The organism is Halorubrum shenae (assembly GCF_051194165.1).
In the GTDB taxonomy this organism is placed as follows: Archaea; Halobacteriota; Halobacteria; order Halobacteriales; family Haloferacaceae; genus Halorubrum.
Genome location: NZ_JBLZNI010000008.1, coordinates 17500 through 37601 on the forward strand (window position 1 = coordinate 17500; position 20102 = coordinate 37601).

Sequence of the window (20102 nt, forward strand, 5' to 3'; positions counted from 1 at the left end):
GGGCGACAGTTCGTCAGGCCGGACCGTACAGCGTCCTCCCTCGAACCGTTGTCGGTCGACGACGTGTTTTTATACGTTCGGTCAAGCAGATACGCTAACACGATGCCACGCGAACAGTACCAAACGAAACTGGAGAAACTTCGCGACGACGTGCTCTACATGAGCGAGGTCGTCGCCGAGCGGCTCCGGATGGGCCTCGACGCCTTAGAGCGACAGGACGGCGAACTGGGCGAAGAAGTCATTACGGGCGACGCCGAGATCAACGATCTGTATCTCGAACTGGAAGGCCAGTGTACGGATCTCATCGCGCTCCAGCAGCCGGTCGCGGGCGACCTGCGGTTCATCGCGGCATCGTTCAAGATCATCACCGATCTCGAACGGATCGCCGACCTCGCGACGAACCTCGGCGAGTACGCCAAGCAGGCCGACCGAGAGGTGTTCCCCGACGTCGACGTGCAGCGCATCGGCGACGACACGCTGGCGATGTTGGAGGACGCGATGGCCGCCTACGCCGAGTCGGATCACGAGCGCTGCTTCGCGGTCGCCGAGGCCGACGACGAGATCGACGCCGCCTGCGAGGCCGCGAGCGACCTCGTCGTGCGCGATCTGATCGAGCGCGACGAACTCCGCGAGGAGGCGGACATCGAGGGGACGATGCAGAACGTCTCGCGGCTCCTACTCACGATCCGGGACCTCGAACGCGTCGGCGATCACGCGGTCAACATCGCGGCGCGCTCGCTGTACATGATCGAGAACGACGACGAGCTGCTGTACTGACCGCCGTGAGCACCTACACCACCGAGATCGACGTTCGCTTCCGCGACATCGACGCGATGGGTCACGTTAACAACGCTGTCTACGCGACGTACCTCGAGCAGGCGCGGACCGAGTACTTCAGAGACGTGCTCGACGCCGACCTCTCCGCGCTGGCGACGGTGTTGGCGTCGGTGTCGATCGACTTCCGACGCCCGGTCGAGCTGACAGACGCGGCTGTCGCCGTCGAGATCGGAATCGACGAACTCGGAACGTCTAGCGTGACGATGACCCACGAGATCTGCACCGGCGACGAAGTCGTCGCCGAGGCCGAGGCGACGCTCGTGAGCCTCGATCCGGACTCCGGAAAGCCCGCCCCCATCCCCGACGAGCACCGGTCGACCATCGAGTCGTACCACGGTATCTGACGGCCGCGGCTTCGCCGGTTCGGGGACCAGACTCCCACCGGCGACACCCTACCTTCTTGCCGTCGCGCGCCGATAGGCTGTCTATGTCACTCCGACTGTACGCCCTCGACGGGTGTCCCCACTGTGAGGCGGTATCCGACGCGCTCGATGAGGGGAGCATCGCGTACGAGACTGAATGGGTCGACGCGCTCCACTCCGACCGCGACGAGGTGAAGCGGGTCAGCGGTCAACGCGGCGTCCCGGTCCTGATCGACGAAGAGCGCGGCGTGACGATGCCGGAGAGCGCGAACATTCTGGAGTACGTCGAGCGGAGCCTCGCATGACCATCTACACCGGCCGCGGCGACGATGGCGACACCGATCTCCGGGACATGAGCCGGGTGTCGAAGGCGAGCCCCCGGATCGAGGCGTACGGGACGGTCGACGAGGCGAACGCGCTGATCGGTACGGTGCGCCCGACCGGACACGACGATCTCGACGAGCTGCTGGAGACGATCCAGAACCATCTCCACGTCGTGCAGGCGGACCTCGCCAACCCGGATCCCGACCCCGACGATCCCGCCGTCGAGTCCCGACACGTCGAGACGCTCGAAGAACACATCGACGCGCTCGACGAGGAGCTGGAGCCGCTGCGGTCGTTCATCCTCCCCGGCGGCGGCGAGGCGGGCGCCCGGCTCCATCACGCCCGCACGGTGACTCGGCGGGCGGAGCGCCGGACCGTCGAACTGGCGCGCTCGGAGCCGATCAACGAGGCGGTGGTCACCTACCTCAACCGGCTCTCCGACCTGCTGTTCACGCTCGGTCGCGTCGCGAACGCGCGCGACGGGGAGCCCGAGGAGTCGCCCTCGTACTGATCACGCTCTCGTACTGATCGCTCGTTCCGGTTTTCTCGCCCGTTTTCCCGTCCGTTTTCTCGGCGTCGACCCACGCGACCGACGATTTTCGAGCCGGCAACGACGCGATCGCACAAATCTGTCCTCTCCGCACAGCCACAAAGAATATATCCGTCGCATCCCGAAGGACAGATATGAGCAAACACTTCGAAGACGCACGGTACTACCTCGGTCGCGCAACGGAACACGCGAAGGCGGGCGTGAAAGAGGAGTTGGAGCCAGTCGAGGCTCGGGTGAAGGATCTCGTCGGCATCGAGGACGAGGAGGAAGTACCGGAGCCGTCGCGGCTCGATCGGCTGCAGGCCGACCTGAAGCAGCTGGAGGAGCGCGCGGAGGGCGAGGCTCGCGAGGCGGTGGCGTCGGCGCGAGAGCGCGTCGCCGAGTACCGCGGCCGTGACGCCGCGACGGCGGAGTAGGGTAGCCCGGTCGGACACGGTCATCCACTTTTACAGCGTGTATCCACAACAGCGTGCCGCTTCGATGTCGGGACGACGACGTACTCGATGTCGGCGCGCTCGAACAGCGTCCTCACCCGTTCGATCCCCGTTTCGGCGTCGACGTCGGTCGCGCGGTAGTGCCGGATCGGGTGCCGGATCCATGAGGGCTCCCAGTGCGCGTACACGTCAGTCGTCTCGCGGTCCGAGCCGACGAACAGCGCCAGGTGCAGCTGTCGGTCGCTCGCGAGCACGCCGTCGGGGTATCGAACCCAGCTCGCGACCGACGTTTCCGGCGGCGTGGCGTAGTCGCGGAACTTGAGCGATGAGACGAGGTTGCGAACGAAGCCGAGCCGATGGAGCCGCGCCTCGACGATCGGGTACGGCTCCCGGAGCGTGAACGCGTACTGGTCGCGGGGCGTTTCCCGTTCCGCGTAGAGGCCGATCGCCGACAGCGGGAGGTGGAGCAGGCTCGTCGCGTGTTGGCGGAGGCGTTCGAGGAACCGGAGTTCGTGGGGCATGACGTGCTGGTTCGGACGCTCGGCCGATGAATCTTCGCCGTAAGGTAACTCTTAAGGCTAGCGGTCGGATACGTCGGAGTGAGCGGGTTGGTGGTCTAGCCAGGTTATGACGGCTCCTTCACACGGAGCAGGTCGGCGGTTCGAATCCGCCCCAACCCATTTCTGTCGACACCGCAACTGCGAGCGACAGCGAGCAGTCCGTGTCGACAAAATGGTGCTGCGGATTCGAAGCAGGGAACGAAGCGAGCGCCAGCGAGCGGAGTGACTGGGGTTCGGATCCGCCCCAACGTTCGTTTTCTTGCCGCCGTTGAACTCGTCAACCAGCGACGGATTCGGCGTGGCGTTAGGACCCGATCGTCACGCCCGCGACCCGGTCACGCCTCCCGTTCGAACTCCGGATCGAACAGCCGTGCCGACATCGGCGCCGGGTCGCCGTCAGTGAGATTGTACGCCGAGAAGTCGGTGACGCCCGCCTCGCGGAGCAGGTCTTCGTCGTAGAAGCTGTTTCCCGTGCACTCCGACGGATCGCGAGCGAGGATTTCGAGCACCGCATCGGAGACGACCTCCGGGGTGCGCCAGTCGTCCTCGGTCCCGAGCCCGAAGTAGCGGGTCGCGCGGGTGTCGATGGTCGTCACCGGCCAGAACGTGTTACAGCCGACGCCGTCGCCCGCCAGTTCCTCGGCGAGCGAGAGCGTGATGAACGACATCCCGAGCTTCGACCACGCGTACGGCGCCTTCCCCGGCGAGCGGTCGGTCACGACCGGCGGCGAGTTGGACAGCAGCCACGCCTCGTCGAGCCCCGCGAGGTGGTCGGCGAACGCGTGCGCGACGAGATGGGTCCCGCGGACGTTCACCTCGGTCAGGAGATCGAACCGGTCGGCCGGCAGGTCGGCGATATTCGCGAGTTGGATGGCGCTCGCGTTGTTGATGACGATGTCGACCTCGCCGAAGTGATCGATCGCCTCCTCGACGACCGCCTCGACGCGGGCCTCGTCGCGGAGGTTGAGTTCGAGCGCGAGCGCCTCAACCCCGCGGTCGCGCACCTCGCGGGCCGTCTGCTCGATCGAGCCCTCGAGCTCGGAGTCGTCGTCGTCGGTCGTCTTGCCCGTCGAGACGATGTTACAGCCCCGGTCGGCGAGCACGAGCGCGAGCTGCTTGCCGATGCCGCGGGTCGTCCCGGTGATGAACGCCGTCGAGCCTGAGAGATCTGGAGCTGCAGGTGCCATGCCTCCCAGTTCGCCCGACCGAGGGATAATACTCGGTGTCGACGCCGCGTGGTCGGCGCTGTCCGTGTTGATCGGAGCCGAGAGAAACAGCTATTCTGTCGAGACGCGCCACGTCGTCGCACCGGTGTACGACCACTTCTCGATCTCGAGGTCTTGCATCGAATCCCGTAGCTGCACGATCAGCGTGCCGATCTCTTTCGGAGAGAGGTCCACGTCGTCTGCGATGAACTTCGCTTTGAAGTACGTCTCGCCGTCGGCCGCCTCCTCGCGCAGGAACGCGGCGAGTCGGTCGGCCTTCGAGGCTGTCGATTCGGTGGATTGCTCAGTGGACTGCTCGGTCGTCTGCGTGAGAGATTGAGTGCTACTCATGCGTGGGTGGAGGGAATGTCGTTTGAGGAGGTGCCGTGCTCGTGGCCGACCACGACACACGCCATGTGGACGGCGATGAGCGCGAGCGCGCTCCAGGTCTCGAAGCCCATCGCGCCGTACGCCGCGGGGACGTACGCGAGCGGGAGGATGACCGCTGCCCAGAACGCCGCGGCGCGAACGCCCGCGATCGCTTTGTTCCGGCACGCTGTCGACAGGCTGGACCCGATCCGAATCGGCGCCCGAATAGATGAGGGGGACGTTTGGCTTGACATGTGGAACACCGTCTTCGCTCGACGCGTGGAGCGCCGGTAGCATATAAGGGCCAGAGCGTTGTCGCGTCTTCAGCCGGATTACCGACTTCTGCGGTGAGTTTCTGACCGTTCACCGGTTTCACAGACCGTTTAAAACTCGTCTAGAGATAAGTAGAAAATTTATGATTGTCTCTGATCCGTTAATATCTGATATCGGTAGTGAGCGGCCAAATGGCATCGGCTACCGCAACCCCCGTCTCCGGGACCCGTTCATCGCGGGCGACCAGTCGCGCGCGATCAGAGCCGGTCACTCGTCCGCCGAGCGGACTCGGTCCGCGATCGCCGTGACGGTTCGGTACTCGGCGTCCGAGTACGCGATGACGCGCGCGTCCGTCAGCGTCGTCGAGTCGTACGCGTCGATCGTCTCGCAGACACACCGGGCGCCCACCTCGAAGTCGAGGCCGGCGGCGCCGGTACCGAGGACCGGCACGACGATCGACTCACAGCCGAGCTCGTCGGCCCGCGCCACCGCGTTTCGGGTCGCGTCGCGGACTGAGTCGGCTGTCGCGCGACCGTCGCCGTAGTGCGGCATCGCGGCAGCGTGGATCACGTGGTCGGCGTCCAGGTCGTACGCGTCGGTGACGGCGACCCCGCCGAGGTCGACGGGGCCCTTTGAGACGGCTTCGTCGTTTATCGGTCCCCCGGCGTTTCGACGGAGTGCGCCGGCGACGCCGCTCCCCATCTGCAGGCTGGTCCCGGCGGCGTTCACGAGCGCGTCCGCGCGCTGTTCGGCGATGTTTCCTCGGATCACGTCGAACTCCATGTGCGGCCTGTTCGTCGGCGAGCCGGTAACGCTGACGGCCGGACAGCGGCCACAGGAGTGAGCGAGATGGCGTGAGTAAGTCATATTACGTTCTGGCGGTTAGCATACGACATGATACGCACTCGCCGACGTGGTCCGGTCTCGACCGGAGCGGGAGGCAGTCGACCGTGAGCCACCACCTCGACGAGATCGACCGGCAGATCATCCACGCGCTGATGTCGGACGCGCGGAACACCTCAGCGCCGATGATCGCGGAGGACATGAACGTCTCCGCGGGGACGGTCCGAAACCGGATCGAGCGGCTGGAGGAGGCGGGCGTGATCCGCGGGTACACGGCGATAATCGACTTCGAGCAAGCCGGCGGACGACTCACATCGGTGTTCATGTGTACCGTCCCCGCGGACGAGCGGGAGCGACTGGCGCTGGCGGCCCGGTCCATTCCGGGCGTGATCAACGTCCGCGTGCTGATGGCGGGGCGTCGCGACCTCCAGGTGGTCGCGGTCGGCGAGGAGACGAGCGACCTCCGCGAGATCGCGCGCGCCCTCTCGGGACTCGACATTCGCATCGAGGACGAAGAGCTGCTCCAGACGGAGCTACATACGCCGTACTCCCGGTTCCTCAACGACGACACCCGACAGTCGGTGGTCACCGACACCGTCACCCTCGCAGACGGGACCGCCGTGATCGAGGTGTGCGTCACCGCCGACGCGCCGATCGTCGGTCAGTCGCCGTCGGAGGCCCGCGACGACGGGCTCCTCGCGAACACGGTCATCGTGACGTCGATCGAGCGTGACGGGTCGATCATCCATCCGGTAGACGACACGGCGATCCAGCCGAACGACGTGGTGACCGTGTTGCCGAAGGAGGCGTCCGACGAAGACGTCCTCGACGCGTTCCTCGCCGACGAGGACGAGGCTCCGTCGGCGACGTCGTGAGTCTCCCCCGTTTATTGTTCCGGGGGCGCAACCGTCAGCCATGGCAGACACGATCCTCGTCCCGCTCGAACTCCCCGACCCCGAGCCGCTGTCACCGGTGCTGATCGAGGACTTGGCTTCGCTCTCAGTCGTGATCCTCGGTCATTACGACCTCCCCGAACAGACGCCGGCGAGCTCCGCGCGCGAACAGTTCGGCGAGGACGCGCAGGCGACGCTCGACGAGATCGCAGACGCGTTCACCGAAGCCGGTGCGTCTGTCCGGACACGACTGGTGTTCGGCAAGGACCGGGCGGCCGCTATCCAGCAGGTCGCAGCCGAAGAGGACTGTGCCGCCGAACTCGACCCCGCTCCGACGGAGGGGATCGGCCGGATTCTCGTGCCGCTCCCGGACGTCGCCGAGTTCGATCGCCTTCCGACCTTCGTCCGAATCTTGAACGAGGACTCGACCCAGCAGATCACCCTGTTCCACGTCGTCGAGGGAGATGAACGCCGCGAGCAAGGCGAGGCTATCGTCACCGAGACGCGGGAACGCCTGATCGAGGACGGATTCGACGCCGACTCAGTCGACACGTTGGTCGTCGAGGGCGACGAACACGACGAGGAGATCCTCCGGGTCGCGGCCGAGTACGACGCGGTCGTGATGTACGAGCCGGAATCGCGCCTCGGCGATCGACTCTTCGGGACGCTCGCGGACCGAATCGCCAATGACACCGACGACCCGGTGGTCCTCGTTAACCGGGACTACTGATCCTCTGAGACGTCGACCGTCGTCCCGTTTTCGCCTACTCACTCTGGTTCCGTTGAGGCGATTCCGTCGTCCTCATCGCCGTGCCGGGCCCGAAGGATCGTCCCGATCGCTCCGGTTCGATCCGTTCTGGACCGGCCGTACACGAAGTACACGAGCGCACTCCCGACGACGATCGCGACCGCTCCGAGAATGGGAACTGTTCCCATCTGTGTGAGCAGCGCGATGCCGGCGACGAAGCCGAACACCTGAACGAACGGATACCCGGGCGCCTTGAACTCCGGTTCGTATGAGGGCACGTCAGCCACGCGGAAAGCGACCAGCGCCATGTTTTCGAACGAGAAGACGAGGATCTGGAACGCGCTCGCCAGCTTCGCGAGTTCGATCACCGGGACGAACGCGATGAGCAGCAGCAGCACGATCCCGGTGAGCAGCACGGAGTTCCGCGGGGTCTTGAACCGCTTGTCAATCGTCTGCAGTGCGGGCGGTAAGAGGTCGTCGCGGCTCATCGCGAGCGGGAACCGTGAGGAGGAGAGGACGCCGGCGTTGGCCATGCTCGTGAGCGCGATGACGGCGATCACGGAGATAAATAGCACTCCGACGCCGCCGAGCAGCGCCCCCGCTCCGTCGGCCATCGGCGTGAGCGACGCCGTTCCGCCGGGGCCGCCTGTTTTCAGCACCTCCGGATCGCTCAGGCCGATGATCGCGCCGACCACCGCGATGTACAGGACCGTCATGATCCCCATCGAGCCGAGCATGGCGCGCGGGAGATTCGTTCCGGGGTCTTTCACCTCCTCGGCGACGCTCGCGATCTTCGTCACGCCCGCGTAGGAGACGAAAACGAAGGCGGCGGCCGTAATGACGCCGCCGTTCCCGTGGGTCGTGAAGGGAGTGTACCGAGCGGTATCGACGACGAACCCGGCGTTGACGACGTAGGCGAGCAGGCCGGCGACGACCAGCGTGACGATGACCGCCTGTATCTGGCCGCTCATCTTCGTCCCTGAAATGTTTAACGTGACGACGAGAACCGCCAGCGCCAGCGCGACGTACACCACCGCGCCCTGCGAGAGCGGCGCGAAAAGGAGCAGATACGCGCCGAGTCCGACGAGCGCAAACGAGCTCTTGAACACCAGCGAAAACCACGCGCCGATCCCCGCGATCGTCCCGAACAACGGCCCGAGCGCCCGGTCGATGTAGAGGTACGTCCCCCCGGACTCCGGCATTGCCGTCGCCATCTCGGCTTTCGATAGCGCGGCCGGTAACACGACGAGCGCGGCCAGCACGTACGCGAGGATCACCGCCGGCCCGGCCTTTTTGTACCCCAGTGCCGGCAACACGAAGATCCCGCTCCCGATCATCGCACCCATGCTGATCATCATCGTCGGGTACAACCCGAGACTCCGATCCAGATCGTGCTGGCCCATACGTGTACTCCGTATCAATGGCTACCTCGGTATATGGCCTTCGGAATGCCCAATATAGATGGGTCGAATTTACGTATCCGAAAGCCGAATGCGAAACCCATCGGGATCGACAGACCGGCTCGCCGCTCCATCGACGACGACTACGAATCGTCTCGCCGGTCGTTGTCTTCGGTCACTTCTTCGACTTTCTCGTCGACGGTCCTCTCAACGGTTTCCTCGACTTTCTCGTCGACCCTCTCGCCGACGGTCTTCTCGACGGTTTCCTCGACCTTTTCTTCGACCTTCTCATCGACGGTCTTCTCGACGGTCTCCTCGATCGTTTCTTCGACCTTTTCGCCGACGGTCTTCTCAACGGTTTCGCCTACTGTCTCTTCGACGGCCTCGCCCACCGTCTCTTCGACCTTCCCCGTTACCTCCTCGCTGACGGTGTCGCTGACGTCGTCGGCGACCTCGCTTACCTCCTTGTCGACGGTGTCGCCGACGGTCTTTTCGACCGTCTCTTCGACCTTTTCTCCGACCGTCTGCTCAACCGTTTCGCCGACGCTCTTCTCTACCTCTTTGCTGACCGTATCGCCGACCGTCTTCTCTACCTCTTTACTGACCGTATCGCCGACTGTCTTCTCTACCTCTTTACTGACCGTATCGCCGACGCTCTTCTCTACTTCTTTACTGACCGTATCGCCGACGCTCTTCTCTACCTCCTTGTTGACCGTATCGCCGACGCTCTTTTCGACCTCTTTGCCGACCTGATCGGCGACCTCGCGGGTCATCCAGTCGGGGTCGAATCGGGCCATCTTCCAGACCACGTGGACCACGTAGGAAGCGAACACTCCGATCCCGAACGCGATGCCCACGTTGTTCACGTCTAGCGTCGCGATAAGGCCGATCGACAGAATGATCAGCGCACCGTACGCGAGGTCCGTGAGCGCGTCGACGCGAGCCGGACTTACCATCCCTGATCCCCCTCTGCGGTCGCGTCGCATCCGCGCGTCGGACGGCCGCCGCGACTCTGATTGAGCGTAGCGTGCATTAGTACGTCTACGTATCCGGGCTGAGGGGCTAAAAGCCCCGCTTCACGGCCGCGACGCTCACGAGGGCCCGAGGAGCGCGTTTGTCGGCCGTGACCGGCGGAGCGCGGTCCTTTTGTGGCGGATGGCCGAACGCGGGGTATGGATATCGAGGAGGGCGGTCTCACCGTCTCTGTTCCGGAGGCCCGCGACGGGGCCAGCGAGGGCACCGGCGGCGGGGTCTTCTTCAACCCCACCCAGGAGCTGAACCGGGACGTGACCGTCGCGGTGCTGCGCGCGTACCGCGACCGCGAGCCGCGCGCGGCGTCGTACCTCGACGCGATGGCGGCCTCGGGGATCCGGGGCGTCCGCGCCGCCGCCGAGGGGTACGACGTCACCTGCGCCGACGTGGACCCGGACGCGGTCGAACTGGCCGCCGAGAACCTCGCTGCCAATGACCTGGACGGCGAGACCGTTCACCGCGACGTCAACGCCCTGCTGTACGAGAACGTCTTCGACGTCGTCGATCTGGACCCGTACGGGACGCCGATCCCCTTCGCGGACGCCGCGCTCGCGAACGCGCGCAACCTCGTCTGCGTCACCGCGACCGACACCGCGCCCCTCTGTGGCGCGCACCTGAACAGCGGGATCCGCAAGTACGGCGCGGTGCCGCGCAACACCGACTATCACCCGGAGATGGGACTCCGGACCCTGATCTCCGCGCTGGTTCGGACCGCCGCGCGTTACGACAAGGCGGCCCGCCCGGTCGTCTCGCACGTCTCGCGCCACTACGCGCGGACCTACCTCGAACTGGAGTCGGGTGCCCAAGTGGCCGACGACTGCATCGACGACCTCGGGTACGTCGACAACTGCGAGGACTGCCTCTGGCGCGAGCCGACGCACGGGCTGATCGCGGACCCCGTCGACGCCTGCCCCGTCTGCGGGAGCGACCGCGTGCTCACCGCCGGCCCGCTCTGGCTCGGTCCCGTCGCGGACGCCGACTTCGCCCGCGCGGTCCGCGAGCGCGTCACCGATGACATGGGCGAGGCGAAGCGCGCCCGGAAGCTGCTCGGAACGGTCGCGCGCGAGATCGACACCCCGACCCACTACGACCAACACCGCCTCTACAAGGAGTGGGGCGAGCCCGCCATCGGGATGGACGAGTTCGTCGAGCGCCTGCGCGGGGCCGGCCACGAGGCGAGCCGCGCGCACTACCGGGGCACAGCGGTCAAGAGCACGGCGTCGATCCCCGAGATGCGAGACGCGATCCTCGGCAGCGACGGCGCCTGACAGCGCAGTCACGTCTCGGCTCGGCACTCCCCTCCACCCGCCCCGTTTTTGTCGCCGTCACCCGAATCCGCCACCATGTCTCGCCACTCGATCGCCGCGCTCGGGACCGTCCGCCGCGTCGTCGACGTCGCGATCGACCGGCAGGTGACGTTTCTCGCTGCCGCGATCGCCTACTACGCGTTCGTCTCGCTGATCCCCGCGCTCCTGCTACTCGTCGTCGTCGCGACCGCCGTCTTCGGCGAGGTCATCGCCAGCGAGCTCCTGACGGCGGCCGGTGACTTCCTCACGCCTACCGGCCGGGAGACCATCGCCGCCGCGATCTCCTCGGCGGGCGGTCGGACCGGCGCGAGCGTGTTCGGCGTCGTCGTGCTGTTGTGGTCGACGCTGAAGGTGTTCCGCGGGCTCGACACCGCGTTCGCCGAGCTGTACGGCGTCAAGGAACCGCCGGACTTCGTGAAACAGCTCACCGACGCCGGCTCGGTCGTCCTCGCCGTCGGCGTCGGCATCAGCGTGATGGTCGTCGTCGGCGGGTTCGTCGCAGCCGCCGACGCGGTCCCGGCCGTCGAGACGGCGAGCATCCTCGTATTACCGGGACTGCTCGCGGTCGTCTTCCTCCCGATGTACTACCTGCTCCCCGAGCCGGATATCGGCTTCCGAGAGGCCCTCCCCGGCGCCGCCGTCGCCGCGGTCGGATGGACGCTACTGCAGGCCGGCTTCCAGGTGTACGCGGCGAGCGCCGGCCAGTTTCAACTGTACGGCGTCATCGGCGGGGTCCTGCTGTTCGTCACGTGGCTGTACCTCGCCGCCATCGTCGTCGTGGTCGGCGGCGTCGTCAACGTCGTGCTGGCCGGCCGCGACCAGGTCGCCCCCGCAAGCGGTGCCGGATTGGGGGGCGGGCCGACCGCGATCGACCACGGCGTGGACCGGCAGTTACAACACGCCCGCCACCGACGCACCGGTATGAACGGTGAGTCGGACGGCGCGGGCGACGCCGGCGACGAGGAGCGCCCGGCGGGAGCGCCGGACGTGGCGGCGCTAGAGGACGAGGTGAGTCGGCTACGGTCGGAGTTCGACGCGTTCGAGGATGACGTCGAGCGACGCACCGTCGACAAACCGGCCGTTGAGTCGGAGCTGAAGCGGTACGTCCGGTCGCAGATGCGGCGCGGCCACGCCCGCGGCTGGGGCCCGTACCTCGTGCTCCTGTACGGCACGGTGCTGATACTCGGCGCGTTCTCCTTCCTCGACGGGCTCTACGCCATCGCCGCGATGCTCATCCTCGGGCTGTCGACGCTCGGGCTCTACACGCTCTTTATCGTCGTCGGCATCGGCCTCAACCTGCTCGAAACGCCCGGCAAAGCGCTCGATTACGCTCGTAACCGTGGCGACGACTAACCGGGCGATCAGCTCGTGACCGGACTCGTCACCGCCGAGCGCGGGATCGGTGAGATTCCTCTCGTCGACGCGCTCCCGGAGGTCGTCGTCGTCGCCTTCGCCGCCGTCACCCACCTCGCGGACCCGTGGTTTCTGTTCGGGCTGTTGGCGGTCGGCTACTGGTTCGCGAGCGACCGGTTCGCGGCCGCGCCCCGACGCGCCGGTGCGACCGCGATCGCGGCCGTTACCTGCGCGTACGCCGCCACGGCGCTCGGGAAGGCGTGGTTCGCGGTCCCCCGCCCGCCCGGCGCGGTCGGTCCCGCAGACGTGCCGACGTGGCTCCCCGGCCTGCTGTCGGCGTGGTACGAGGCGCAGGTGCTCTCCGACGGCTTCGGCTTCCCGAGCGGTCACGCCACCGGCGGCGCGGCGGCGTACCTCGCGTTGGCGCTCGCGTACGACCGGGCGTGGACGGCACAGAAGCGGCTTCTCGCCGCCGTCGCGGTGGCCGTCGCCGTCGCGGCCTCGCGGGTCGTCATCGAGGTCCACTACCTCGTCGACGTCCTGGCGGGGCTGGCCGTCGGCGCCGGCGTCGTACTCGGGGCGCTGTGGCTCGCGGGCGACCCGCGGATTCGTGGGGGCATGGAAGAAACGGATGCCCGCGACGCCACCGTCGCGCTCGATCCGACCCTGCCGTTCCTGCTCGCGGCGGTCGTCTCGATCGGCGCGCTGGTCGTCGCCGTCGCGGGCGGGTACACCGGCGAGGTCGTCGAGGCCGGAATCGGGATCGCCACCGGCGCCGGCGGCGCGATCGGCTGGCGCCTCGTCGACGGCGACGAGCCCGCGGTCCCGGTCCGGATCGCGGTCCCCGCGCTCGCCGTCACCGGCGGACTCTGGGTAGGCGCGTACGCGCTCTCGGAGTCGCTCGCGGTGACGCTAGCCGCGACGACTGCCGCCGTCGTCGCCGTCGTCGCGCTGCCCGCGCTGCCGGAGCGGATCGAGCGGCTGTCGGGAACTCGGAACTGAGCGGTGTCGCTGGCGTCTGTTTATAAGTGATCGCTGACCACGCGGTGGTGAGTAATACGGCGCTAGCCGCGACGACTCGCACGGCTCGCTGCGGCCCTCAGGGATCGACCCGCATCAGCCACGCCTCGGGGTCGTCGAGTTCGGCGCTCGTCGGGAGGTGTTCGGGGCGCTCCCAGACGGCGCCGGCCGCCTCGATCCCGCGGGCGTCGACGACGTGCCGGAAGAAGGCGGCGCCTTGTTCGTACTGCCGGCGCTTCAGTCCCAGCCCGAGCAGCCGGCGCGCGAGCCGCTGAACCGGGCCGCCCCCGCCCCGGCGCTCATCGAGCTTCTGACGGAGGTCGGCGTACTCGCCGTCGAAGGCGCGGTCCATCAGCACCTCGGCGTACCCCTCGACCGCCGTCATCGCCGTCTGCAGCTCCGCGAACGGCTCGGTGTCGAGGGCGTCGACCGGCAGCCTGCCCGCGGTCAGTCCCCCGCGGCCGCCTGACCCGCCTCTGCCGGTGAACCCCTCGATCCCGCGCTCGACCCGCGACTCGAGGTATTCGGGGAGCCAGGGCGCCGCGCCGAACTCCGCCGCGTGGGTCACCTCGTGGAAGGCGATCCAGCGTCTGAAACGCGGGAAGTCGACGTCGAGCGACGCCGCGACGGCAACGATGTTCGGGTGGACGAAGTAGAGCCCGTGGTCGGCGTCGGGCTCGTCGGCCAACAGGAGCGGGTCGTACTGTCCGAGCACGTTGCGCGCGAGAAAGCCGAGCGTAAACGCCATCGAGCCGGTGTTGACGATCCGCGAGAAATCTCGCGCGAATCCATGCGTGAGATCGCCGGTCGGGAGTCCCGCGGGCTCGCCGGTCGGCTCGACGACCTCGCCGACCGATCCACCACCGACCACCCCCTCGCCGCGACCGGTCGCGGTTCCCTCCTCGCCGTGATCCGTCGCAACCGCTTCGATCGGCGCCATCACGTTCCGGAACGTGTCGATGCTGGCGTCGATCCAGTGGTGGCGGTTCTGGACCTCGATCGCGTCGGGCACGTCGAACTCGATACCGGCCACCTCGCGGAGTCTGGATCGGGCGTCGCGCACGTCGGCCGCGTACCCGGCCCGCTCCGCGTCGGTGAGCGCGAGCGGTCCCGGATCGGTGCTCGCCTTCGCGGCCGCCGCGGCCCGGTCCCAGTCGACGACGCCCGGTCCGCTGGCCTCGGAGACGGTCCGGAGGCTTCGGAGGATATCCATACCGACTCCTGGGGTGCGCGCCTCAAGTCCCTTGTGTCGATGGGGGCAACGTCGTCGAAGGGCTCCGCAGTCCCGTACCGGCGGTTTCTTGCCGAACGCCTGACAGACACGGGTATGCGCGACTCTCAGAGGGCGTTCCTCAACGACCTGCTCGCGACCGCCAGTCCGTCCGGCTTCGAGACGCCGAGTCAGCGGGTCTGGACCGACTACGTCCGCGGCTTTGCCGACGACGTCTCCGCCGACGCCTACGGCAACGCCGTCGCCGTCCACGAGGGGGACCCCGACGCGCCGACTATCGCCCTAACGGGCCACGCCGACGAGATCGGCTTCATCGTCCGTGACGTACTCGACGACGGCTTCCTGCGGATCGCCCGGATCGGCGGCTCCGACCGCACCGTCTCGAAGGGCCAGCACGTCACCGTCCACGCCGACGAACCCGTACAGGGCGTGATCGGCCAGACCGCGATCCACCTGCGCGACCCCTCGAAGGACGAGTACGAGGAGATCGCCGGCCAGTTCGTCGACATCGGCGCGACCGATGCCGATGAGGCACGCGAACACGTCGAGATCGGAGACCCCGTCACGTTCTCGACCGAGGTGGAGGAGCTGGTCGGCGACCGGATCGCCGCTCGCGGGGTCGACAACCGAACCGGCACGTGGGCGGCCGCCGAGGGGCTCCGCCGCGCTGCCGAACGCGACGTCGACGCCACCGTTTACGCCGTCTCCACGGTGCAAGAGGAGGTCGGACTCAGGGGTGCACAGATGGTCGGCGTCGACCTCGACGCGGTGGATGCATTCGTCGCCGTCGACGTCACCCACGCCACCGACAACCCCGATGTCGACGGCGAACACCAGGGACCGGTCGAGCTCGGAGCCGGACCCGTGATCGCTCGCGGGAGCGCGAATCATCCCGTCTTGGTCGACCTCGCGCGAGACGCCGCGGCCAACGATGGCATCGAGGTACAACTGCAGGCAACCGGTACGCGAACCGGTACCGACGCCGACGCTTTTTATACCGCCCGCGGAGGCGTCCCGTCGCTCAACGTCTCGATTCCGAACCGGTACATGCACACGCCGGTCGAGGTGATCGACACCGCTGACCTCGATGCCGTGGCTGACCTCCTCGCCGCAACCGCCGGCGGCGCGAGCGACGTCGCGCCCTTCGCCGTCGACGTCTGAGCGACCTGTCACCCCCTCGCGCCAAGGGACTGATCCACGATAAACCGGGGCATGGCAGGGTCGAAACGGAACTGTTTTACAATATCCTTCCATACCCGTAATTGCGTCAAACGGACGTGCGCTCTGGTGGTGTAGTCCGGCCAATCATATTGCCCTCTCACGGCAATGACCTGGGTTCGAATCCCAGCCGGAGCATCCTAATCCGACGCCTTCTCCCGATTTTTGCCGTGAACTAACCAGAGGGAAACCGATGTTCACGGGCAATACGACTCGAAAGGTGTACCGAACCCGCCGCTGTCTGGCGATTGGCAAAATCGAGGGGCAACGATCCGGGGTACCGCCGAGAGGGGCAGGCAATGAAAGACGCCGACGAGGCAACCGACCCCTTCGACGACATCACTCTGGTGCCCAACAACACCGAGGAACTCCTCAACGAACGGCAGTTTCTCGACTACCGAAGCGAGCGAGAGCACTGTCTCGACTGGCTGTTGACGTTCGGCAAAGAACCGGAGAGAGCGGAGGGCTACGCGAAGACGACGGTCTCGAACCGGGCGTACCGAATGGACCAGTTCTACCGGTGGGCGTGGGAGCAAGAAGACGGGTACACGACGAACCTGACACACGACCACGCCGACGGGTACCTGCGGTATTTAGCGGGCGAAGACTCGTCGAACGCTCACAAAGACGCGTGCCGGAAGGCCGTCATGATGCTGTACAAATGGCGGCATCACCAGCGCGGAGCCGACAAGTGGGAGCCGGAGATCACGTTCTCTCGGAAGAACCAGTCGACGACGCCGCGTGATTATCTCACTAGGCGGGAGCGAACCATGGTCCGCGACGCGTCACTCGAGTACGGGAGTATTCCGAGTCGAAGCAACACGTTCGGTGAGGAGCGAGACAAGTGGAATCGATACCTCGCACAGCGCTTCGAGAAGCCCAAAGAAGACGTTACTCCGGAAGACTGGGAGCGGGCGAACAGTTGGAAGATCCCGAGCATGGTCGGAGCCAGCCTCGACGCCGCGCTTCGCCCGATCGAAGTCGAGCGCGCGCGGACGACGTGGGTAGATGTCGAGAACGGCGTCCTCCGCATCCCGAGAGAGGAGTCCTCGAAAAACAGTGAGAACTGGGTCGTCGGGCTCAAAGAACAGACCGTCGAGATGATGGCTCGATGGCTCGATCAGCGATCGACGATCGAGAAGTACGACGACACCGACGCGTTGTGGCTGACGCGGCAGAGCAACCCGTACCAGTCGGCATCGCTGAGGCGAATCCTCCAACGGCTCTGCGAGATCGCGGACATCTCGACCGAGAACCGGCAGATGAGCTGGTACGCGATCCGGCACTCGACCGGGACCTATATGACGAGAGAAGAGGGGCTAGCGGCCGCGCAGACGCAACTACGCCATCGCAGCCCGGAGACGACGATGAAGTACGACCAAGTTCCAGTCGAAGACCGGAAGAACGCGCTCGACCGGATGGGCTGACCGACGGGGTGGTCAGTCTTCCTCGCCGCTGTTGAGGATCTGACTGACGACATCAACTTTTGCTTCATGCGTATCTGGGAACTCACCGTCGGCGTGGATGGTTCCGTCGCCCGTCTGAGTGACGATATCAGACGTATCGCTTGTCTCAGTCTGTGAACCGTTCTGTTCCGCCGTTTGGTGAGTGCCATCTTGCGGTTCGTCTTCGTACGGGTTGTACGACGGGTCTGCCGCCGAGATCGTGTCGGATGCGAGTAAGACGGCAGACGAAGAGGATCACGAGGAGACGGCCGACGACGTGACTGCGACGGATGACGTCCAGCAGCTGTTAGAGGAGGCGCTCGAGGCAGTGCGGGACGACGACGCCGAAGAGTAATCCGTTTTCAGGCGGATTTTTTGTGGTGTGTTCGTGGTCGTGGCGACGAAGGGGAACGTGTGTGGGTCGTATGTTGGGTACTGGTTTTGTTGAGATACCCTTCTTCAGATAGAGTCTCGTCCGAAACAGGTGGCCGCCGAAGAGTGCGAACCTACCATTAATAGATTCGACTCAGAATCAGCTACACATGCCCTCTTGTCCAGACTGTAATGTAGAGATGGAGGAGACGGAGCACAAGACCTCGTACAGAGGTGATGGGATACGCATCAACTCTGGTGGAGGTTTATTAGGTGCGCTCGATCTCAAAGGGAAATCTTTGACCTGCTACATCTGTCCAGAATGTGGCCTTGCCAGATTTCACGCTGATACCTGATTCAATTGTACTGAACGATTCGTGAGTCCCACAGATCGACCACAGCCGGGGTAGAATGTGTCACCTGTTGAGGATTTCAACAGAGCCGAACGAGTCTATTCGAGGTTTGATTTCATCCGAGATTTGATGAATCAACCGTCAGAACGAGCTTGCGAATGTCCCGCCGATCAACCTGCCAGATCTAAAAAAGTTCTTGCCTTCGTACGAGATCTACGGTGCATATCGGTCATAGATGTTTCCACCAAACAGATTGCCGATGTAACTCTCTATTTCATATCGGTTGTATAGTTCCGAAAGCCCTTTCAGAAATACAGTTGATAATTTAACGTGAACCGACGGACAGCCCTCCAGCTCGTCGGAACAGGTATCACTGCGGGAATCGCCGGGTGTTCGACTAGTTTAGATGGCACATCGACACCGGATCCACCTGCCTGTCCCGAAATCCCGGCGTATCTTCAGGCCGCGGAACTCAAGGGAAACCAGACCGTCGTCTGCAATCATCCGGACGTATCGGATCCACAGAACCAGTCACTGGTCGCAAATCCCCAAACGACATCGCTACCGGATGCAACGGTTGAGTTTACGCTGACGAACAGGCGTGAAGATGCTTACACTACGAACTTCTACCGATGGGGCCTGTACAAGCGCGTTGATGGCCAGTGGTATTCGGTCGTCCGACGATGGGTTGATGGGGGTGATTCAACGCTCGCTTCCGGCGAGACACACAGATGGACGTTCTCTATTGACAATTCGACACTCTCTAAACCTGTCGAGGTAGTCCGTTCGAACGGCGGCGAAACAATCCTTAGAGGACTTGGCGGTGGAACATACGCGTTCCTCCTTCCGGGATCGCACGAAGACGTAAGCATGGTAACTAACAGCGACAACATAATCAGCTATGCGACGTAGTTCACGATCGACGGTTCGCCCCTCGATTTAGTTCCAACAGACACCGTCACCGATGTGTCGCGTACTGGCGATACTGTCGAGGTAACGGTCGGGAACAACAACGCAAGAACAGAGTGGATAATCACCAGAACCACCGAGACACCACCAGGTCAAACGCCCCACGAGCGTATTATCACCGAACAGCTGTATGGTCGGCCAGCTCTTCGAAGCGCATTCGCCCATTTCGATGAGGATATTGAGCGTGTTGTCCTCCGCGCTCGGGGCGGCGGGCTTATCCCGGGAGGGTATGTGACGTTCGACGGGACGACATACCGCATTGAGAAGCAATTCGTGACAAACGAGCTATGACACCCTCTACTGTCCGGCAGTACGCGTCAGTCTCTAGTGTTAACACGGGAACTGAGTCATTCTCTCAGGCGTCGGAACGAGGCCAGAAGATTCTGTTCGAAAGGTGGTTATCCTCCCTCAAGCCGAGGTAGTGGTATGGCTGAGTGGGCGGCCAAGTAACCACAACGCTATCACGAGCAAGATGACGCCCGTCGCGCCAGTAATAGCCAGCGGCGTCGGGTTGTCTGTCGTGGCGACGAGTGGGCCGCCGACGAACGCGCCGAACGCCAGTGAGAAGAGTCCGATGATGAGACAGACACCACCGAGTGTCTGCAGCCAGACTGACTGTTCACTATTGCTGGCGCGAAGTTTTCGAGTGATTCCTGCACCACTAACAGCGAGCACGTACAGAAACAAGGGGAACGCTACTAGGTAGTATGGAGTGAGGACCGGGAGCGCGACCTCGACGAGGTCGTAGGCGACGATCAAGAGGTAGGGCGGAATCTGTACGGGTTGGAACGGGATGAATTTCAGGAGATACAGTGCCACGAGGATTGCGTAGGCGACGGCGACGTCACGGCCGAGGAGGATTTTTCGGAGTGTTTGACGGGGGACCATAGGTGACCGTAGACACGCGGAGATAGTAAAACTCCGGAGTCTTTCGAAGCGAAGGGGTGTGATGACTAGTCCGCGTCGTTGATGTAGAGGCCGTATCGGTGGAGCGTATCGTCGTA

23 protein-coding genes and 2 tRNA genes are annotated in these 20102 nt (G+C 64.9%); 16 read left to right on the forward strand and 9 right to left on the reverse strand.

The window, feature by feature from the left end; all coding sequences use genetic code 11:
- The first annotated feature begins 102 nt into the window (after positions 1–102).
- From phoU to ACNS88_RS10850, 5 genes are all read left to right on the forward strand, one after another.
- Positions 103–777 carry a phosphate signaling complex protein PhoU gene (phoU, locus tag ACNS88_RS10830; RefSeq protein WP_435097138.1) on the forward strand — a complete coding sequence of 225 codons (675 nt, stop codon included), beginning with the start codon at positions 103–105 and terminating at the stop codon, positions 775–777.
- A 5-nt stretch (positions 778–782) separates the two neighbouring features.
- Positions 783–1181, forward strand: a complete 399-nt coding sequence (locus ACNS88_RS10835) for an acyl-CoA thioesterase (RefSeq protein WP_435097141.1) — start codon at positions 783–785, stop codon at positions 1179–1181.
- An 83-nt stretch (positions 1182–1264) separates the two neighbouring features.
- Positions 1265–1504, forward strand: coding sequence for a glutaredoxin family protein (locus ACNS88_RS10840; RefSeq protein ID WP_435097144.1), 240 nt, complete (start codon positions 1265–1267; stop codon positions 1502–1504).
- Positions 1501–2034 carry a cob(I)yrinic acid a,c-diamide adenosyltransferase gene (locus ACNS88_RS10845; RefSeq protein ID WP_435097147.1) on the forward strand — a complete coding sequence of 178 codons (534 nt, stop codon included), beginning with the start codon at positions 1501–1503 and terminating at the stop codon, positions 2032–2034. Before ACNS88_RS10840 ends, ACNS88_RS10845 begins: the two co-directional genes overlap by 4 nt.
- A 173-nt stretch (positions 2035–2207) precedes the next feature.
- The gene (locus ACNS88_RS10850; RefSeq protein WP_435097150.1) at positions 2208–2489 is read left to right on the forward strand and encodes a DUF7553 family protein; all 282 of its coding nucleotides are present in this window, start codon (positions 2208–2210) and stop codon (positions 2487–2489) included.
- Positions 2490–2509: 20 nt separating this feature from the next.
- Here ACNS88_RS10850 and ACNS88_RS10855 read toward each other — a convergent pair whose 3' ends face one another.
- Entirely contained in the window at positions 2510–3028 is a 519-nt protein-coding gene (locus ACNS88_RS10855; protein WP_435097153.1) for a hypothetical protein, read from the reverse strand.
- A gap of 84 nt (positions 3029–3112) precedes the next feature.
- Here ACNS88_RS10855 and ACNS88_RS10860 point away from each other — a divergent pair.
- Positions 3113–3187: transfer RNA gene (locus ACNS88_RS10860), tRNA-Val, on the forward strand.
- Between the two features lie 215 nt (positions 3188–3402).
- Here ACNS88_RS10860 and ACNS88_RS10865 read toward each other — a convergent pair.
- The 4 genes from ACNS88_RS10865 to ACNS88_RS10880 all read right to left on the reverse strand — a co-directional run bounded on the left by ACNS88_RS10865 (position 3403) and on the right by ACNS88_RS10880 (position 5697).
- A complete protein-coding gene (locus ACNS88_RS10865; RefSeq protein ID WP_435097156.1) occupies positions 3403–4254 on the reverse strand; it encodes an SDR family oxidoreductase in 852 nt (283 codons plus the stop codon).
- Between the two features lie 90 nt (positions 4255–4344).
- A complete protein-coding gene (locus tag ACNS88_RS10870; RefSeq protein WP_435097159.1) occupies positions 4345–4623 on the reverse strand; it encodes a DUF7123 family protein in 279 nt (92 codons plus the stop codon).
- Positions 4620–4895: a DUF8028 family protein gene (locus tag ACNS88_RS10875; RefSeq protein ID WP_435097162.1), complete on the reverse strand. Its 276-nt coding sequence runs from the start codon at positions 4893–4895 to the stop codon at positions 4620–4622. The genes ACNS88_RS10870 and ACNS88_RS10875 overlap by 4 nt, the downstream gene beginning before the upstream one ends.
- A 286-nt stretch (positions 4896–5181) precedes the next feature.
- Complete coding sequence (locus ACNS88_RS10880; protein WP_435097165.1) at positions 5182–5697, reverse strand: macro domain-containing protein; 516 nt, start codon at positions 5695–5697, stop codon at positions 5182–5184.
- A gap of 167 nt (positions 5698–5864) precedes the next feature.
- On the opposite strand from ACNS88_RS10880, the gene ACNS88_RS10885 reads away from it, so the two are divergent.
- Positions 5865–6632 (forward strand): Lrp/AsnC family transcriptional regulator, encoded by a 768-nt coding sequence (locus tag ACNS88_RS10885; RefSeq protein WP_435097168.1) that lies wholly within the window; start codon positions 5865–5867, stop codon positions 6630–6632.
- Positions 6633–6672: 40 nt separating this feature from the next.
- Positions 6673–7380: a universal stress protein gene (locus ACNS88_RS10890; RefSeq protein WP_435097171.1), complete on the forward strand. Its 708-nt coding sequence runs from the start codon at positions 6673–6675 to the stop codon at positions 7378–7380.
- Positions 7381–7418: 38 nt separating this feature from the next.
- Here the strand turns inward: ACNS88_RS10890 and ACNS88_RS10895 are convergent, their stop codons facing one another.
- Positions 7419–8801 (reverse strand): APC family permease, encoded by a 1383-nt coding sequence (locus ACNS88_RS10895; RefSeq protein WP_435097174.1) that lies wholly within the window; start codon positions 8799–8801, stop codon positions 7419–7421.
- A gap of 140 nt (positions 8802–8941) precedes the next feature.
- Positions 8942–9754, reverse strand: a complete 813-nt coding sequence (locus ACNS88_RS10900) for a DUF485 domain-containing protein (protein WP_435097177.1) — start codon at positions 9752–9754, stop codon at positions 8942–8944.
- 216 nt (positions 9755–9970) lie between these two features.
- Between ACNS88_RS10900 and ACNS88_RS10905 the strand changes: the two genes are divergently transcribed.
- The 3 genes from ACNS88_RS10905 to ACNS88_RS10915 all read left to right on the forward strand — a co-directional run bounded on the left by ACNS88_RS10905 (position 9971) and on the right by ACNS88_RS10915 (position 13492).
- Positions 9971–11098 (forward strand): tRNA (guanine(26)-N(2))-dimethyltransferase, encoded by a 1128-nt coding sequence (locus ACNS88_RS10905; protein ID WP_435097180.1) that lies wholly within the window; start codon positions 9971–9973, stop codon positions 11096–11098.
- Between the two features lie 75 nt (positions 11099–11173).
- The gene (locus tag ACNS88_RS10910) at positions 11174–12490 is read left to right on the forward strand and encodes a YihY/virulence factor BrkB family protein (RefSeq protein ID WP_435097183.1); all 1317 of its coding nucleotides are present in this window, start codon (positions 11174–11176) and stop codon (positions 12488–12490) included.
- A 15-nt stretch (positions 12491–12505) separates the two neighbouring features.
- Complete coding sequence (locus ACNS88_RS10915; RefSeq protein ID WP_435097186.1) at positions 12506–13492, forward strand: phosphatase PAP2 family protein; 987 nt, start codon at positions 12506–12508, stop codon at positions 13490–13492.
- Between the two features lie 97 nt (positions 13493–13589).
- Here the strand turns inward: ACNS88_RS10915 and ACNS88_RS10920 are convergent, their stop codons facing one another.
- Entirely contained in the window at positions 13590–14723 is a 1134-nt protein-coding gene (locus tag ACNS88_RS10920) for a zinc-dependent metalloprotease (RefSeq protein ID WP_435097189.1), read from the reverse strand.
- Positions 14724–14837: 114 nt separating this feature from the next.
- Between ACNS88_RS10920 and ACNS88_RS10925 the strand changes: the two genes are divergently transcribed.
- The 5 genes from ACNS88_RS10925 to ACNS88_RS10945 all read left to right on the forward strand — a co-directional run bounded on the left by ACNS88_RS10925 (position 14838) and on the right by ACNS88_RS10945 (position 19041).
- The gene (locus ACNS88_RS10925; protein WP_435097192.1) at positions 14838–15902 is read left to right on the forward strand and encodes a M28 family peptidase; all 1065 of its coding nucleotides are present in this window, start codon (positions 14838–14840) and stop codon (positions 15900–15902) included.
- A gap of 120 nt (positions 15903–16022) precedes the next feature.
- Positions 16023–16097, forward strand: a tRNA-Glu gene (locus ACNS88_RS10930).
- Between the two features lie 161 nt (positions 16098–16258).
- The gene (locus ACNS88_RS10935; protein ID WP_435097195.1) at positions 16259–17386 is read left to right on the forward strand and encodes a tyrosine-type recombinase/integrase; all 1128 of its coding nucleotides are present in this window, start codon (positions 16259–16261) and stop codon (positions 17384–17386) included.
- A gap of 238 nt (positions 17387–17624) precedes the next feature.
- Positions 17625–17759, forward strand: a complete 135-nt coding sequence (locus ACNS88_RS10940) for a hypothetical protein (RefSeq protein WP_435097198.1) — start codon at positions 17625–17627, stop codon at positions 17757–17759.
- A 700-nt stretch (positions 17760–18459) separates the two neighbouring features.
- Positions 18460–19041, forward strand: coding sequence for a hypothetical protein (locus ACNS88_RS10945; RefSeq protein WP_435097201.1), 582 nt, complete (start codon positions 18460–18462; stop codon positions 19039–19041).
- Between the two features lie 465 nt (positions 19042–19506).
- On the opposite strand, the gene ACNS88_RS10950 is transcribed toward ACNS88_RS10945, so the two are convergent.
- Positions 19507–19986 carry a hypothetical protein gene (locus ACNS88_RS10950; protein ID WP_435097204.1) on the reverse strand — a complete coding sequence of 160 codons (480 nt, stop codon included), beginning with the start codon at positions 19984–19986 and terminating at the stop codon, positions 19507–19509.
- Between the last annotated feature and the right edge of the window lie 116 nt (positions 19987–20102).

Excerpts from the sequence above, each read along its gene's own strand:
- phoU (WP_435097138.1), top strand. The coding sequence starts at position 103 with ATGCCACGCGAACAGTACCAAACGAAACTGGAGAAACTTCGCGACGAC.
- ACNS88_RS10840 (WP_435097144.1), top strand. The coding sequence starts at position 1,265 with ATGTCACTCCGACTGTACGCCCTCGACGGGTGTCCCCACTGTGAGGCG.
- ACNS88_RS10845 (WP_435097147.1), top strand. The coding sequence starts at position 1,501 with ATGACCATCTACACCGGCCGCGGCGACGATGGCGACACCGATCTCCGG.
- ACNS88_RS10850 (WP_435097150.1), top strand. The coding sequence starts at position 2,208 with ATGAGCAAACACTTCGAAGACGCACGGTACTACCTCGGTCGCGCAACG.
- ACNS88_RS10855 (WP_435097153.1), bottom strand. The coding sequence starts at position 3,028 with ATGCCCCACGAACTCCGGTTCCTCGAACGCCTCCGCCAACACGCGACG.
- ACNS88_RS10865 (WP_435097156.1), bottom strand. The coding sequence starts at position 4,254 with ATGGCACCTGCAGCTCCAGATCTCTCAGGCTCGACGGCGTTCATCACC.
- ACNS88_RS10870 (WP_435097159.1), bottom strand. The coding sequence starts at position 4,623 with ATGAGTAGCACTCAATCTCTCACGCAGACGACCGAGCAGTCCACTGAG.
- ACNS88_RS10875 (WP_435097162.1), bottom strand. The coding sequence starts at position 4,895 with ATGTCAAGCCAAACGTCCCCCTCATCTATTCGGGCGCCGATTCGGATC.
- ACNS88_RS10880 (WP_435097165.1), bottom strand. The coding sequence starts at position 5,697 with ATGGAGTTCGACGTGATCCGAGGAAACATCGCCGAACAGCGCGCGGAC.
- ACNS88_RS10890 (WP_435097171.1), top strand. The coding sequence starts at position 6,673 with ATGGCAGACACGATCCTCGTCCCGCTCGAACTCCCCGACCCCGAGCCG.
- ACNS88_RS10895 (WP_435097174.1), bottom strand. The coding sequence starts at position 8,801 with ATGGGCCAGCACGATCTGGATCGGAGTCTCGGGTTGTACCCGACGATG.
- ACNS88_RS10900 (WP_435097177.1), bottom strand. The coding sequence starts at position 9,754 with ATGGTAAGTCCGGCTCGCGTCGACGCGCTCACGGACCTCGCGTACGGT.
- ACNS88_RS10905 (WP_435097180.1), top strand. The coding sequence starts at position 9,971 with ATGGATATCGAGGAGGGCGGTCTCACCGTCTCTGTTCCGGAGGCCCGC.
- ACNS88_RS10910 (WP_435097183.1), top strand. The coding sequence starts at position 11,174 with ATGTCTCGCCACTCGATCGCCGCGCTCGGGACCGTCCGCCGCGTCGTC.
- ACNS88_RS10920 (WP_435097189.1), bottom strand. The coding sequence starts at position 14,723 with ATGGATATCCTCCGAAGCCTCCGGACCGTCTCCGAGGCCAGCGGACCG.
- ACNS88_RS10925 (WP_435097192.1), top strand. The coding sequence starts at position 14,838 with ATGCGCGACTCTCAGAGGGCGTTCCTCAACGACCTGCTCGCGACCGCC.
- ACNS88_RS10935 (WP_435097195.1), top strand. The coding sequence starts at position 16,259 with ATGAAAGACGCCGACGAGGCAACCGACCCCTTCGACGACATCACTCTG.
- ACNS88_RS10950 (WP_435097204.1), bottom strand. The coding sequence starts at position 19,986 with ATGGTCCCCCGTCAAACACTCCGAAAAATCCTCCTCGGCCGTGACGTC.